This is a genomic window from Sporosarcina sp. SAFN-015 (assembly GCF_059415085.1).
In genome coordinates, this window is the sequence record NZ_JBPFDR010000004.1 from 159,532 (window position 1) to 175,519 (window position 15,988).

Genomic DNA, 15,988 nt, shown 5'->3' on the forward strand with positions numbered 1-15,988 from the left:
AAACACCTTCTAACCAGTTTCGCTGTGGAAACTGGAAAGAAGGTGTTATGACTAGTTTACAATTTCATCACCAAACCGCAATCGATCCATCTGTTCTCGCTTCGGTCCCGCCAGAAAGGACGCCTGTTTCCGGGTCGCGCCAAATGATCTGGCCCCTGCCGAATGATCCGCCGTCCAATGTAGGGACGACTTGATGCCCTAGCCTGACGAGCGCTTGGGCAATATGATTCGGGAAATCCGGCTCTACGTGCACTTTATTCCCTTCAATCCATTGCCAGCGCGGCGCATCGAGCGTCGCTTGTGGATTCAAATGATAATCGACCGTGTTGACGACGACTTGGAAATGGCCTTGCGGTTGCATGAAACCGCCCATGACACCGAACGGGCCGACCGCTTGTCCATCTTTCGTGAGAAACCCTGGAATGATCGTGTTATACGTCCGTTTGCCCGGCTTCAAGACATTCGGATGGTTCGGATCAAGCGAGAAATCGACGCCTCGGTTTTGGAGCGCAATGCCTGTTCCCGGCACGACAACTCCCGACCCGAAGCCCATATAATTCGATTGGATGAATGAAACCATATTCCCCTCTTCATCCGCAGTCGCCAAATAGATCGTTCCGCCTCGAGGCAGCTCGAATGGTTCCGGCGCTGTTGCCCGTTCCTTAATTTCTGTGGCACGTTTCTTTGCATAATCCTTCGACAACAATTCCTTAACATCAATCGGCATCTCTTTTTGTTCGGTAATGAATGCCTTTCCGTCAATGAAAGCGAGCTTCATCGACTCGATCTGTTCGTGCAATGACTGAACGTCTCCAGAAACGGCAGGATTCATTTCGGAGAAAATATTGAGCGCCATGAGCGCCACGATGCCTTGCCCGTTCGGCGGGATTTCCCATACGTCATAGCCACGATAATTCGTCGAAATCGGATCGACCCATTCCGCTTTGTAGTTTTCAAGATCAGATTTGCGTAAGTAGCCGTTGTTCTCAGCCACATGTGCATCAATCAAATCCGCAAGCTCGCCTTTATAAAAGGACTCTGCATTCGTTTCGCCAATGGAACGCAATGTCTTTGCATGATCCGGCGACTTCCACATTTCCCCGATTTCAGGCGCACGGCCATCCGGCGCGAATACTTTGAACCACTCGTCGAATTCAGCTGAATCAAGCGATTTGAATTTATTATAGGCAATTTTCCAGTACTTCCCTAAAACCGGCGTCAACGGATATCCTTCCTCCGCATAACGGATGGCAGGGGCAAGCGTTTCACTCAATGGCAGCTTGCCGAACCGTTTCGATAGTTCCGCCCAAGCAGAAGGAACCCCCGGCACGGTAATCGGTGTGAAGCCGAACGTCGGAATCTTTTCGTGCCCCGCCTCTTTCATCGCATCCAGTGTCAACGCTTCCGGCGCAGGTCCGGACGCGTTCAAGCCGTACAGCTTATCCTTCATCCAGACGATTGCAAATGCGTCGCCCCCAAGTCCGTTCGTTGTCGGCTCGACGACCGTAAGCGCAGCTGCCGTTGCAATCGCGGCATCGACCGCATTCCCGCCCTTCTGCATTACTTCAATGCCCGCTTGAGACGCCAGCGGTTGCGACGTCGCCACCATTCCTTTCCGCGCGAATACGGTATGGCGAGTTGTTTGGTGTGGGTTGTATAAATAGTCCAATGGAATTCCCCCGTTTTTTCTTCTATTATACGACACTTTCGCTAGAATGGAGGAAAACTTTAGAATAGTAGTTTTTGTCGGAAATAAAATCCTTAGAATAGCAAAAAGCAAAAATAAATCCCGCTATTGGCCGAATGCCAGCGAGCGGGATTGTTATGATCATTCATTGACCGGGCAGACGCTTTTCACGGAAACGGCGGCCGGATGATTCGGCATAGAAGGGAGAGCGGTACTTGAGAATTGGATCATCCGAACACTCAAGACCTTCAACCTCAAGCGTCGGATCGAATACGAAAGATTCGGCCTCATCTTCCCGTACAGACTTTAGTGTCAAAATACCCGCATCGATCATCTGTCGATCTTCTGGCCATCTGACACTCGGATCATCCACCGGATCGCCATCCTCGCCGATCTGGATCATCAAGCGGAATTGCACACCCTCATCTTCCATACGGGCTAGCAGTTCCTCCTCCAAATCATTCATCGTTTTTAAAATTGAACCTTCCTCTTTAGAGACGGGCGCCCATCGAAATCTGACAGCCTGCCGCTCATCTTGCCCATTGACCAAATAATACGAATGGAGCGCATGGTACGTTTCTTCTGCAAAACTAGCAGGCGGTTTGAGCTGCTTCAACAACGTAGGCACTGTCCGAAATTCAGGGTCTTTCCGAAGCACGCGCCATTTTTCACGCCATGACAACTCACCCTTTGTCATCACTTTCAGCAGCCGCACAAACGCTTCAGGCGTCTTCGTAATGAATACCGGCACATTCGCCATCACCAAATTCGTGAATGCGCCGTCCGGCAATGAAAACCGGACCGCCATTCCCTTGATCGGCACAAGCCATTCCGGCGGGTCGGGTGACGGCGTGCTATGGGAAAACCGAACAACTGCGCCAACTTTCCCCTTTTGAAGATGCGGGGACACCGTATACGGAACGGCAATTCCAGACGGCACAAACTCCGCGTCGAACGCAATTCCCTTCGCATGCGCACGCCGATAGCCGGGATACCTCCCTGCAAATTCCTCGATCGTATCCACCGCTTCTTCCGGTGTTATGTACTCCTCTCCATCCCCAAACATGTCACCACCTCACTTTCTGTCACTTGCCTCTTTTATACCCTTACACGGCGGGATTCATACACGCCCTCATCATAATCACTGCGCTTGTTTACCACTATCCGAATTGCAGCCCAAGTTATTTTTATGCTGGATATGATTCTCGCCCCATTCGTGCATCGCTTCTAGAATTGGACCGAGAGACCGTCCGTACTCTGTCATGGAATACTCGACTTTCGGTGGCACTTGCGGATAGACGACCCGCTGGATGATATCCTCTTCTTCCAGTTCCCGTAGCTGTTTCGTCAGCATTTTCTGCGTGATGCCTGGCATGCTGCGCTTCAGCTCGCTGAACCGTTTCGTACCTTCATGCAATAAATGAAGCAAGATGATCGGTTTCCATTTGCCTACAACGATTTCGAGCGCTTCTTCGACTTTGCATTTTGAAACGTCTGACATACATGATTCCTCCTGTAGTATCCTTTTGTATACTATAGGATGAAAGAATTGAAGAAATTGTTGCTCATGCGGTGAAACATACGCCGTCTGCTTTCAATTCACAGGGCGGACGCGTTGTCGTGCTGCTTGGCGAAGAAAACAACAAGCTCTGGAATATCACTGAAAATACATTGCGTAAAATTGTGCCTGAGGAGAATTTCGCTTCAACTGAACAACGTATGCAAATGTTCGGCGGCGGGTACGGCACAATCCTGTTTTTTGAGGATATGGATTTAGTGGAACAGATGCAGCGGGACAACGAAGAATACAAAGATAACTTCCCAGGCTGGGCACTCCAGTCGTCCGGCATGCTGCAGTTTGTCATTTGGACGGCGCTTGAAGAAGAAGGATTCGGCGCAAGCCTGCAACACTATAATCCGCTGATTGACGACGAAGTTAAGGAAACTTGGAACTTGCCTAAAGGCTGGAAACTGCTTGCTCAAATGCCGTTCGGCAAGCCGGTCATGGAACCGAACAAGAAGGAATTTCAACCTGTGGAAGACCGTTTGAAAGTTTTTAAATAAAATCAAAAGGAAACGTGCCTGTCTTCCGGCAGCTCGTTTTCTTTTTTATGCGTGGTGTATTGCTATATTGTCATTCGTTCATTTCATATAATCCGGAAGCGCGATACTCCCCGTTCACCCATTCACCGTCTTTGCATTCCATTCCCCCTTTTCATTCCCTTTCACACAAAGCTTTATAGAATTAAGATAGAAAACGCCATGCAGAACATTGCCCACATGACTAATATGAAAATTAAAAAGACAAAATATTTTGTTCACCCGGTTGAGAAATCACTTGAATCGCCACAAAATTTGTCGAAATAAAATATATAGACCAAATTTACTAAGAAGGGTGGATATTTATGGCTAAATCACTAAAAACTAAGATCATCTTCACAGCTCTAATTCTATTTTTTATAGGAACCTTACTTATGGCCTTCATGCTTAATGGCCAGGTGAAGAAACGTTCGCTGGAAAGTGTTATCGATTCAAGCGACGCTATTTCGAGCCAGATGGGTTACTCTGTCGAAAACTTCCTTGCACAATATTCGAAAGGAATCGATGCCCTTACCGATTCGGATGAAATTATGAACTTCACTGGTCCTAGAGGTTCAAGTGTAAGTGAAGCGGAGTTAGTTCAAAGACTGAAAAACTTTTTGGAAGTCTATTCCGATGCAGTTGCAGTCTATTATGCACTACCTTCCAAGCATATCAATATTTATCCTGTGTCGGATTTGACCGGCTTCGATCCGACGAGCCGTCCATGGTATGAAAACGCGATTGCAGAACCGGGCAAGGTGCAATGGTCGTCACCATACATCGATGAGGTCAGCGGCGATTTCATGATCACTGCTTCCTTTGCGGTCGAGAAGAACGGAACAGTAGTCGGTGTGGCCGGGGTTGACCTCATGTTGACCGCTATTACCGATATGTTGAACTCAGCGTATATCCCGTACGATGGTTATTCCACGCTTTTTGACGAAAACGGCACAGCGATTGCCCACCCAACAAAAGGCGGGGAAAACTTGATGGAGATTGCCTATGTCAAGAATATGTACGATTCGGACCAGGGGGATGCGACATTCAAGGACGAGGACGGCAAACAGATGATCAGCGTCCATTCGACAATCCCCGAATTTGGTTGGAAGGTCAGTACAGTATATGAGGAGAACAACCTTATGGAAATGTCGCGTCAGCTGTTAATTTCCATCTTCATCATTTCAATCATCACACTCGCCGTTGTCGGAATCGGCCTGTACTTCCTCATTAGCAGAATGCTGAAACCGATTGCACGTCTTCGAAGCTTGATGGATGAAGTAGCAGAAGGCGATCTGACCGTCCAATCGGATATCCGAACGAAAGATGAGATTGGACAACTTGGCGAAAACTTCAACAAAATGATTGCCAACATGCATGGCATCATTTCCGTTGTGAATCAATCCGCTGACCATGTCAGGACAAACTCTGAAAGTTTGAGTGCCGTGGCAGAAGAGACGAGTGCATCAAGCTCGGAAGTTGCAAATGCCGTAAATGAAATTGCACATGGTGCTTCCAGATCTGCAGGAGATGCCGAAACGGTCACTGAAAAAGCAGATGAACTTGGCAGACAGATCAACGATATTACGGAACGTGCGGTTTCAATGAAGACAATCGCGGAACAGACAGGCAAGATGAACACGAATGGCCAAACCCAGATGCACAATCTTCAACAGACGTTCGAATCATCAGGCACAAATCTGAAGTCGATGAACGACGCCATTAGTACCCTCGGCGAAAAGGTTAAGGAAATCGGTGGAGTCATGGAAACAATCACTGATATTTCCTCACAGACAAACCTTCTTGCACTGAACGCAAGCATTGAAGCGGCTCGTGCAGGCGAACACGGAAAAGGCTTTGCAGTCGTCGCAGAAGAAGTCCGGAAACTTGCGGAAATGTCTGCGCGTGCTACGGAAGAAGTGAAAGAGACCGTCTTGCAATTACAGGAAGAATCCCGACTCGTAACTTCCCAGATGGATGAAACAATCGCTACGTTCCGAGACCAAGAAAGCGTCGTCCAGGAAACAGAAAAGACATTCGCCCAACTTTCCGATTTGATGGAAAATATGCAGGCTTCCATCGATTCGATTTCAAATGAAATCGAGAGCGTAGCCCGTCGTAAAGACGAAGTGGCAATGACCATCCAGACGATGGCGGCCACGTCCCAAGAAACAGCAGCCGCATGTGAAGAAGTCAGCGCTTCAACAGACGAGCAGCTCAGGGCAATCCAATCTGTCACAGATGCTGCAGAAATACTGACAGACTTGAGTGAAAAACTGAACCTTGCAATTGACCGTTTCAAGATGTAAAAAAAATCCCGCATTGGCTATATGCCAGGCGGGATCTTTATTTTGTTTTATTGAACTTCGGATATCCAATCAACATTGCAATAATGCAGCAAATCCCCATCAGTACCGGGTAGAACGAATAGACGATGATGCTTAACGGCGAAATTGCCGCTAAGCCCGCGGCCGCCAATACTTGGACACCGTACGGCAAGACGCCTTGCCAGACGCTTGAAAACGTATCAAGCAAACTTGCCGATTTGCGAGGATCAATGCCGTACTCATCGGCGATGCGTTTTGCGATCGGTCCCGTAATAATGATGGCGATTGTATTATTGGCAGTCGCAATATCCGCCGCGCTCACTAATCCTGCAATTCCGAATTCAGCGCCTTTTTTCGACTTGATTCTACGGGAGATGACCCGCAATAAGTAATCGATGCCGCCATTATGCTGAATGATCCCAACGATACCGCCGATTAAAATGGAAACGATCGCTAAATCCTCCATCGACATAATGCCCTCGGATGCCGTCTGCAAGAAGCTCGCCAACTGGTAGGAACCATCCAGCAGTCCGATGACACCAGCTAAAATCGTTCCTCCAACGAGTACGACCAATACATGCGCACCGAGCAATGCCGCCACTAATACAGCTACATACGGCAAGATTTTAATGAATTCAAATGGGTATTCACCTGCTAGCTCCGCGGAATTACCTTGCGTCAACAGAGCAAGGAGAATCATCGTCACGATCGCTCCCGGAAGAACGATGAAGAAATTCACTTTGAACTTGTCCTTCATTTTTGTCTGTTGCGTCCGGACCGCCGCAATCGTCGTATCCGAAATCATCGACAAATTATCCCCGAACATCGCACCGCCAATGACCGTTGCCATCGCAAGCGATACAGGGATATCCGTTTGAGCGGCAATTCCTACACCGATCGGCGCCAGTGCAACGATTGTGCCCATCGACGTCCCCATCGAAATCGATATGAAACAGCCGATGACAAACAAGCCGACAATGAGCAAATTTGCTGGCAGCAACGACAGCCCTAAATTGACCGTCGACTCAACAGCCCCCATCCCTTTCGCCACTCCCGCAAAAGCGCCAGCCAATAGAAAAATGACTGCCATTAAAATAATATTCGGATGCCCCGCATGCTTCATAAAAACATCGACCTTGTTACTGAACGTCTCCCGCCGATTCATCATGAGCGCCACAGCAGCCGCAATCAGCATCGCCACGTTCAAAGGCATATTATAAAAGTCCTTCGTCACAATCCCCGACCCGATAAACAGGACAACAAAAACAATAAGCGGCAAAAACGCCAACAGACTCCCTTTTTTCAATTGTTCATTCAACATACGCATTCCTCAACTTCATTGTATTCAGTAACACAAGCATATCAGTATAACATAAAAATCAGCTGTTCAGATGAGTGAAGTACTCGGTTGAATAGCTGATTTTGGATGGAGCTCCTTATCAATCAATGTTGCCATAAAAAATTTCATTACTAGGCGACATTCGTTATGTCAATTCAAATTCTTACGAACAAACTCCGTATCAATCGTCTCCCCAAACTCCTTCTCCAACCGCTCAAAAATTGGCAACAAGCCACTCTTAATGATCGTTGAAATTTGAACGTTCTTCTTCTTTTCAACTGCCTTACCTAGCTTTGACAACTCAGCTTGCATGTTGGACGTCATCTGTTGATACATTTCCCAGTTAGAAGGGCGTTCTTTGCTATTGCAAACGACTTTCAACATGTCATTCAGCCATTCCACTCCGCCTAACAGCATTTCAAATCTGTCCCATGTCTGACTTGTTGGGACACGTTGGAACTCATTTGCAAGTGCGGTCACTTCAGGAATTGCACGCTGCAAATATTCCTCTGCCGACAAAAGTACATCATTCATGAATTCTTTTTCTGTTTTAATGACAACTTCAAGCTCCTTGATCCCCTCCAAGTTGCTCTCCAAAAACTCCTCATGTTCGTCGTAAACTTCCGTACCATCTGCAATAAAATGGCTGAAATAATGCCCTTCCGTCACGCTCTCATTAATCCGTTCAATCACTTCATCCGCTGACGGCTTCTCTTTATACTCAATATGTTGTTCTCCGATAATTAATTTCAAAATGGTTCCTCCATCAAATCCAAATTTGCAGTGCTAATGTTTATATCGGTCAGTATGGGCATTATTTCAGTTAAACAAAAGTGCTTTATACGAGGATATCGTTCCTGAAGAATACTATGCTTCGCCTTTCGCCAAATCTAGCACAAATTCTTCCACTCGCCTTTTCGGTAACTGGTACACTTGTCCCTTGTGCCGATCACGTTCCTGTTTCATTTGCGCCACCATCTGATCCCAATTTCTTCGCAAAGCTGCAGGGGATAGGATAACTGTCCGCCAGAAATGATGTTGCTGCGACCACGTAATAATGTACTGTACTTGTTCAATCGTACGCTGATCTTTTTCAACGATGTGCCTCATTTCGATTATCCATTTTCCAAGATCGGGCTCCCTATAGCCAGGATGGTTTAGGCGAATCTCTTCATGAAGGGCCAACGCCAGCTGATAATACTCGGATGACTCATCGTGAGTAACCCTTGGATAATTAATTATTGCATTCTTTTCTTTCTTAACATTCTTGTTAGGTGTTAACTGCCTGTTAGCCGTCTGTTGACTGTCTGTTAGGTCATCTGTTCCAAAACGGTCACCACGTTGATAGACATCCCAATTCACAATGGTTATGAGCCTGTTTTGATTTGTTGATTGATCTGTTAGAAATCCATACCTTTCAAATCGTTTGAGAGCAGTGCGGATTTTCTGCACCGTCACATTTTTACCGCATTTTTGATGGAGAGACGGGAGTGACGTTATCATTTGACCCGGTTGCAGTGAATACGACATCCCCTTCCATTCCCATTGCCTTTCTTTGTGCGTCGCCATCAACAGCAATGTCACCAGAATCACTTTCTGCTCGGATGTCGCCTCTGTCCAAATCGGCTTGTCTAATAGTGACCTATGTACTTTAATCCAACCTTGTTCCATTTTCCTTCACCTCAATTAGTTGTTTGAATGAACAGTCGCTTCACTTGCTATATAGACTGGTCTTCTGGACAAGGATACAAGGTGATGGAAGTTAAACTCATCAAAATGAAGATAAGAACCAAATTCCACTGAAAACTAAAAAACTGCCTTCCTAGGAATGGCAGCAATTGTGGAAATAACAGATGAAAATGAATTACTTTAATAATTTTGACTCTTTTCACTTAACGTCATCTTAGCCACTTTTAATATAAAGAACATTAGTAGAGGATTTCCACACTCAAATACAAAATAAAAACGCGGTTCGACCTCATTTTTATTTTATAGTTGAGTAGAAATTAAAGAAGTATTGTTGTTTTGCTTACGACAATACAATTCTGTTCGGAAGAGAACTTTGATTGGTTTTCAATTAAAGCAAGATATTGTAATCGCATAGTATTTACTATCTGGAAAAAAAATCTATTCAAATAGATTAAACAAATTCTATCTGGAAACTTTAGCTGTTACCAATTTGATACGCACTAGAAGATCATTAATGGTTGATATGAAAATAATGTTAACTAACATTTTCGAAAAAAAGAGTAGTAAGAGAAAACAAAAAACTTTTTTGAATTTTCATAATTAGATTGATGTGTTTCTGCATTTGAAATTATCAAATCAATAATTACGGTGTGTAAAAATACTTGTCTATGAAGTCTGTAAACTCACTAATAGGATAAACTTCCAAAGTCGAATCAGACTTGTCCCAACTTGTTAAATCTCCAATTAATTTAAAGCGTGGATTCTGGTTGTAATAGTATCCATAGACAAATGATCCACTCATTCCCGATACATTAGGTACATCTTCCTTTTCTTGAAATTTAGATACACCAGTCTCGTCAATGAGAACAAAAAGGGAATTTATATATTCGTCAAATTTATCAATAAAAGTACAATAAGGAAATGTCGTTGCTTCGATTTCCAATTTATCGTAGTTTATAGTAGTTTTCAGAGATGGATAGCCATGAATAAATATAATATTAGTCTTGTTAACATAATCCCTAATGTTATATTCTATAAACTCCTCATTTACAAACGCGTGATTACTAATATTAATATTAGAATTAAATTTTATTTCAATAATAGCTATATCATCTTCGGAATTAGAGTATGCGTCTAACACAGTCATAGAATAAGTTTCATTCTTAATACTATAGGGGATTCTTATATCTTTTTTTAGATCGACTATGTTTTTAATAACATGATGATTTGTAATCACAAAATGTCTTCCACGATATTTCAACAGACCACCAGATCCTAAAGGAATTGGTTTTTCTTCAAAATCGGGAAACATTCCCATAATCCTTACTAGAAACGGACCAGACCACGGAGTAAATCTATCCAACTCATCCAACAATTCCTTCTGTGAAATTATTTTTTCGTCTCCCCCCACATTATCACTACTCTCGTCTCGCTCTCAATTTTCGTCATCCAATAACGAATACAACCGATTCTACTAACTTTAATACCCTATAACAATCTTCACTAGTCATAGTAATATGATTACAAACAGACTAAAAAAGCGATCCGAATAATCTCGGACCGCATTTTATTAACCAGATTAACGTAGAAGTTGAAGAACTCCTTGTGGTTGTTGGTTCGCTTGCTTTGCGACTGTATCTTTCGATTACAGAATAGACTATATCTTCACCCTTAAATTTCCTTGGAGGGGCTGGGCACTTCGAATGTTACGATTCGTAACATCCTACGGATTTCATCGTCGTAGCGATTGCCTTAGACGGTATATCCTAATCGTTGAACGTTCCCCACGGTTTCCCGACAGGGGCTTCGCTGCTGATTGTCCAATCTCTTCGTTTTTTAAGCCATCGCGTTTACCGTTTCCAGTGCCGCTGTGGCAGAAGAGCTCTCAGGAGGTTCCAGCAATTCACCCAGTCATCATCTAACTCGTTACCAAGTTAGACGCCCGGTCACAACATTACCGAAGAAGTTGTAAGACTCCTTGCGGGGTTTGCTGTGCTTGAGCCAACATTGCTTGTGCTGCTTGAGTAAGTGTTGTTCTTTGTGAACTCTATCATTTCTTTCGCCATCGTGCGAACATTAGCTTTCACTAATGACTAGACTATATCTTCACCCTTCGATTGCTCGGTAGGGGTCGGGCACTTCGGATCGGCAAGTTACTCAGTCTTGCGTTTCCTATGGGTTTCATCATCATGGCATGTGCGATAGATGGTATACCCTAGTCGTTGAAACTTCTCCACTCTTTCGAGACAGGAGCTTGGCTGCTGATTGCCCAATCTCTCTACTTTTCGACCCGTCACGCTTACCGTTTCCGGTTACGTTGTGGGGAAGAAAGCTTCAGGGGTTTCCAGCAATTCACCCGATTGTACTCACTGACCGTTACCAGTCAGGACGACTTTGTCTGTCACTGCTTATGCAGCAGCTAATACATAATCCACGTCGCGGATACGTGATTCCGATTTGCCGGATTTTATAATTTCAATTCCTGCAAATACCTTTCATTAATCCTTCACTAAAACAACCATATGTGCCAAAGTATTATATCCTGAATCCTGTAACAATTTTTCCACATTGTAAAGATAAGTTGAATTATGATCAATAGTTTTTGAATACGATTGGAATAATTTTATTACCAAATCAATTGTCAATCCATTATGATATTTTGCCATCCCTATAAGATGTAATTTAATCATCGAGATATTAAGAACAAGCATAGTAAAACTATCTGTCACTGTTTTCTTGTCAAACGGGAATAAATTTGTAAATACATAATTCACCAGGTAGTTCTCAAGGATATATTCGTGTTGCTGTATAAAAGATTTATACGAGTTTTCATACGCCTGTGTATAATTTAAAATTATTCTTTCTTCACCAATATCCACGTCCAATCCAAGTCCTTTAATCGTTTCATCTAAACATTCCAGATATCGATTACTAGTTACTTGAAGTGAGGTCCTATATTTAAGAAGGCTTTTACACATACTCACTTTAAATGGTATATTTTTCGGCAATTGGTTTATTGGTTCGGAAAACGCCAAGTTCTCCATATCTCTATTAAACTCAGATATTAACAATTGAAGATTTTCATTTTCATTTGAAGAAGTGTTATATTTCCTCAGAAACATCCCTAAAATAATTAATCTTTCTTCAATAGAGATACTCCTATTTTGTAAAGTATTAATAATAAAAATTCGCAACTCCCAAAATAGGTCCTGCTGTTTTTTCGTCATAGTATTTTTTTTTACAAAACCCTTTGTATTGGCCGGTTCAGTATCTTGATAGAACTCAATCCCATTCTTATTAAATAAAGTAAGTCTTGCGGCTTCAGGACATGACAGTGTAGCACTCTTTTCGACCACATTATCTACCATGTTTAAGTTCCTTGGATAAACAGCACACGTATTTGATAAAAAATCTGGGCCTAACTCTTTTTGGATTCTACATAGATGATCATCATACAATAACGTACAGGCACCCGAACTATCCATCTTTATTTTTGCGTATGAGACATCTGTTGCTGCAGACCTATTACGTTTCACATTTTCCTTCAATAACGATTTTAGTTCTGGATGGTTCGTGTTTCTATATTTTTTGTATGTATCTTTATCAACAATAACTTTCCAACCAGCACAGCAAGTATCATCACATGCTGAACCAATACATTGAAACTCTTTCATATAGTTTGGAGCAATAAATTCTCTGGTGGTTTTTGTAGTCAATGCCTAGCACCTCTCTTAATTACCTATTTTTAAATCAGTAATCCTGTTTTATTTTGCATATTTTATATCGGTTGAATTTCTAATATATAAAGAAAAAACGCGATCCAATTTATGGACCGCGTTTTCTATCCTTATTAACGTAGAAGTTGAAGAACTCCTTGAGGCTGTTGGTTTGCTTGAGCCAACATAGCTTGTGCTGCTTGAGTAAGGATGTTGTTCTTTGTGAACTCCATCATTTCTTTCGCCATCGTGCGAACATTAGCTTTCACTAATGACCAGACTATATCTTCACCCTTCGATTGCTCGGTAGGGGTCGGGCACTTCGGATTAGCAAGGTACTCAGTCTTGCGTTTCCTATGGGTTTCATCATCATGGCTTGTGCTGTAGATGGTATACCCTAGTCGTTGAACCTTCTCCACTCTTTCGAGACAGGAGCTTGGCTGCTGATTGCCCAATCTCTCTTCTTTTCGGCCCGTCACGTTTACCGTTTCCAGTTACGTTGTGGGGAAGAAAGCTTCAGGGGTTTCCAGCAATTCACCCGATCGTACTCACTGACCGTTACCAGCCAGGACGACTGTGTCTGTCACTGCTTACGCAGCAGTTAAGACATAATCCACGTCGCGAATACGTGATTCCGCAGCTGTTAGGTTTTCGGAAGATGTTCCGAGGTTGTTGATTGTGTGTTCTAAGCGGTTTTGGTTAGCACCTAAAGAGGAGCGTGTGTCAGATACTTTTTGAATAGCATCATCCACTTTTTTTAATTCAGCATTAAATGCAGTAGTAGTCGTCATTCCAGTTACGTTTAAGTCATTAACTGTTAATGTAGTTGCGTTCATATTCTCAATTTTCACTTCAAGTTGCTGATCTTTGTTAGCTCCAATTTGGAGTACAAATGATGAACCTTTTACTTCGTCAGGTTGACCTGCTGTACCAGCAATTGTTGCTGTCCCATTCAATAGATTCTTCCCATTGAATTCTGTTCTAGACGATATGCCATTAATTTCATTAATTAATTCACCGATCTCATCTTGAATAGCATCAAGGTCACCTGATTGTTGTGTTCCACTATTACCAGCTTGGACAGTTAATTCACGCATTCTTTGAAGAATCGCATGTGTTTCGTTAAGTGCCCCTTCAGCAGTTTGAATTAAGGAAATACCATCTTGAGCGTTTTTAGAAGCCATATCCAGCCCGCGAATTTGACCACGCATTTTTTCAGAGATAGCAAGACCAGCTGCGTCGTCTCCTGCACGGTTGATTTTAAGACCTGAAGATAGTTTTTCTAGGTTTTTAGATGCTTGTGTGTTGTTAGCACCTAGTTGGCGGTATGTGTTGAGAGCCGCGATGTTGTGGTTAATTCTCATTGTAATTTTCCTCCTTGAGTTTTATGGGTTCACGTCCTTGTGACCCTAGATAGTATATTGCTCACGGTGTAAGAGCCGGCCGAACTCGTTACTGCCGCTTACATATTTATTATCGGATAGATCTTGTATTGATTTAGCATTTAATTAAAAATAGAATGATATGATTTATCGATCATTCTGTTAAAGGTTAGCGGAAAAGTTATAATACTCACTGTACGTGAAGTTTGCATTGGCTAATTTTGCTTGTACAACTAAAGCCAGGAAGTTGTTCTTTATAATTCTATCCTTAATTTAGGTTGCTTCTTCTATATTTCAAAACAAAAAAACGCGATCCGAGATATTCGGGTCGCGCTCTAAATAGTATTAGCGTAAAAGTTGGAGTACGCCCTGTGGTTGTTGATTTGCTTGAGCCAACATAGCTTGTGCTGCTTGAGTTAGGATGTTGTTCTTTGTGAACTCCATCATTTCTTTCGCCATCGTGCGAACATTAGCTTTCACTAATGACTAGACTATATCTTCACCCTTCGATTGCTCGGTAGGGGTCGGGCACTTCGGATCGGCAAGGTACTCAGTCTTGCATTTCCTATGGGTTTCATCATCATGGCAAGTGCTGTAGATGGTATACCCTAGTCGTTGAACCTTCTCCACTCTTTCGAGACAGGAGCTTGGCTGCTGATTGCCCAATCTCTCTTCTTTTCGGCCCGTCACGCTTACTGTTTCCAGTTACGTTGTGGGGAAGAAAGCTTCAGGGGTTTCCAGCATTTCACCCGATCATACTCTCTGACCGTTACCAGTCAGGACGACTGTGTCTGTCACTGCTTACGCAGCAGTTAAGACATAATCCACGTCGCGGATACGTGATTCCGCGGCTGTTAGGTTTTCGGAAGAAGTTCCGAGGTTGTTGATTGTGTGTTCTAGACGGTTTTGATTAGCCCCAAGTGATGAACGTGTATCAGAGACAGTTTGAATTGCGTCATCTACTTTTTTCAATTCCGCATTAAAAAGAGCAGTACTAGTCATTCCAGTTACATCCAAATCATCTACAGTAAGAGTTGCAGCATTATGATTAGCTATTGATATGGAAAGTTGTTGATCTGCATTCGCACCAATTTGGAACCTTAATGCTGTAGTAGTTGAATCTCCATTTAAAAGTTTTTTGCCGTTGAATTCAGTTCTAGTTGAAATACCATCAATTTCGCTTACCAACTCATCGATCTCATCTTGAATTGCTTGAAGATCGTTTGATTGTTGGGTACCACTGTTACCTGCTTGGACAGTTAATTCACGCATTCTTTGAAGGATTGCATGTGTTTCATTTAATGCACCTTCAGCCGTTTGAATTAATGAAATACCATCTTGAGCGTTCTTTTGAGCCATATCCAGCCCGCGAATTTGACCACGCATTTTTTCAGAGATAGCAAGACCTGCTGCGTCGTCTCCTGCACGGTTGATTTTAAGACCTGAAGATAATTTTTCTAGGTTTTTAGATGCTTGTGTGTTGTTAGCACCTAGTTGGCGGTGAGTGTTAAGCGCCGCAATGTTGTGGTTAATTCTCATTGTAATTTCCTCCTTGAGTGTCTATGGGTTCACGTCCTTGTGACCCTAAGTAATTTGTTGCTCACGGAGTAAGAGCCGGCCGAACTCGTTACTGCCGCTTACAATATTAGTATCGGACAAGTTGGTTAGGAGTTTAGCGTTTTCTATATTTTTTTGTTGAATTTTGGTTTATTTTAAAGAAAAGTATGTTGAGAAATGAAAATGGACGCCAGTCAGTATTGCTAGGCATC

General features: G+C 43.2%; 10 protein-coding genes and 5 pseudogenes. 2 read left to right on the top strand and 13 right to left on the bottom strand.

What is annotated here, in order from left to right:
• Positions 1–67 precede the first annotated feature (67 nt).
• From ACR65H_RS08935 to ACR65H_RS08945, 3 genes are all read right to left on the bottom strand, one after another.
• Positions 68–1,669, bottom strand: coding sequence for a gamma-glutamyltransferase family protein (locus ACR65H_RS08935; RefSeq protein ID WP_440499828.1), 1,602 nt, complete (start codon positions 1,667–1,669; stop codon positions 68–70).
• Between the two features lie 163 nt (positions 1,670–1,832).
• Positions 1,833–2,753, bottom strand: coding sequence for a catalase (locus tag ACR65H_RS08940; protein WP_440499829.1), 921 nt, complete (start codon positions 2,751–2,753; stop codon positions 1,833–1,835).
• A gap of 75 nt (positions 2,754–2,828) precedes the next feature.
• The gene (locus ACR65H_RS08945) at positions 2,829–3,188 is read right to left on the bottom strand and encodes a winged helix-turn-helix transcriptional regulator (protein ID WP_440499830.1); all 360 of its coding nucleotides are present in this window, start codon (positions 3,186–3,188) and stop codon (positions 2,829–2,831) included.
• Positions 3,189–3,226: 38 nt separating this feature from the next.
• Between ACR65H_RS08945 and ACR65H_RS08950 the strand changes: the two are divergent.
• Positions 3,227–3,751 (top strand): annotated as a pseudogene (locus tag ACR65H_RS08950) (nitroreductase family protein); the annotation flags it as partial.
• 341 nt (positions 3,752–4,092) lie between these two features.
• Positions 4,093–6,075 (top strand): methyl-accepting chemotaxis protein, encoded by a 1,983-nt coding sequence (locus ACR65H_RS08955; RefSeq protein ID WP_440499831.1) that lies wholly within the window; start codon positions 4,093–4,095, stop codon positions 6,073–6,075.
• Positions 6,076–6,112: 37 nt separating this feature from the next.
• Here ACR65H_RS08955 and ACR65H_RS08960 read toward each other — a convergent pair whose 3' ends face one another.
• From ACR65H_RS08960 to hag (ACR65H_RS09005), 10 genes and pseudogenes are all read right to left on the bottom strand, one after another.
• Entirely contained in the window at positions 6,113–7,414 is a 1,302-nt protein-coding gene (locus ACR65H_RS08960; RefSeq protein WP_440499832.1) for a Na+/H+ antiporter NhaC family protein, read from the bottom strand.
• Positions 7,415–7,582: 168 nt separating this feature from the next.
• Entirely contained in the window at positions 7,583–8,185 is a 603-nt protein-coding gene (locus ACR65H_RS08965; RefSeq protein ID WP_440499834.1) for a DUF8042 domain-containing protein, read from the bottom strand.
• A gap of 114 nt (positions 8,186–8,299) precedes the next feature.
• Positions 8,300–9,103, bottom strand: a complete 804-nt coding sequence (locus tag ACR65H_RS08970) for a phage replication protein O (RefSeq protein WP_440499835.1) — start codon at positions 9,101–9,103, stop codon at positions 8,300–8,302.
• Positions 9,104–9,764: 661 nt separating this feature from the next.
• Positions 9,765–10,493, bottom strand: coding sequence for a hypothetical protein (locus tag ACR65H_RS08975; protein ID WP_440499836.1), 729 nt, complete (start codon positions 10,491–10,493; stop codon positions 9,765–9,767).
• A 582-nt stretch (positions 10,494–11,075) separates the two neighbouring features.
• Positions 11,076–11,187: pseudogene (locus ACR65H_RS08980) on the bottom strand (flagellin); the annotation flags it as partial.
• Positions 11,188–11,619: 432 nt separating this feature from the next.
• Positions 11,620–12,837 carry a flagellin lysine-N-methylase gene (fliB, locus tag ACR65H_RS08985; protein WP_440499837.1) on the bottom strand — a complete coding sequence of 406 codons (1,218 nt, stop codon included), beginning with the start codon at positions 12,835–12,837 and terminating at the stop codon, positions 11,620–11,622.
• Between the two features lie 134 nt (positions 12,838–12,971).
• A pseudogene (locus ACR65H_RS08990) lies at positions 12,972–13,085 on the bottom strand (flagellin); the annotation flags it as partial.
• 363 nt (positions 13,086–13,448) lie between these two features.
• Positions 13,449–14,201: pseudogene (gene hag, locus ACR65H_RS08995) on the bottom strand (flagellin Hag); the annotation flags it as partial.
• A 363-nt stretch (positions 14,202–14,564) separates the two neighbouring features.
• Positions 14,565–14,678 (bottom strand): annotated as a pseudogene (locus ACR65H_RS09000) (flagellin); the annotation flags it as partial.
• Positions 14,679–15,020: 342 nt separating this feature from the next.
• Positions 15,021–15,758 carry a flagellin Hag gene (gene hag, locus ACR65H_RS09005; RefSeq protein WP_440499838.1) on the bottom strand — a complete coding sequence of 246 codons (738 nt, stop codon included), beginning with the start codon at positions 15,756–15,758 and terminating at the stop codon, positions 15,021–15,023.
• Positions 15,759–15,988 lie beyond the last annotated feature (230 nt).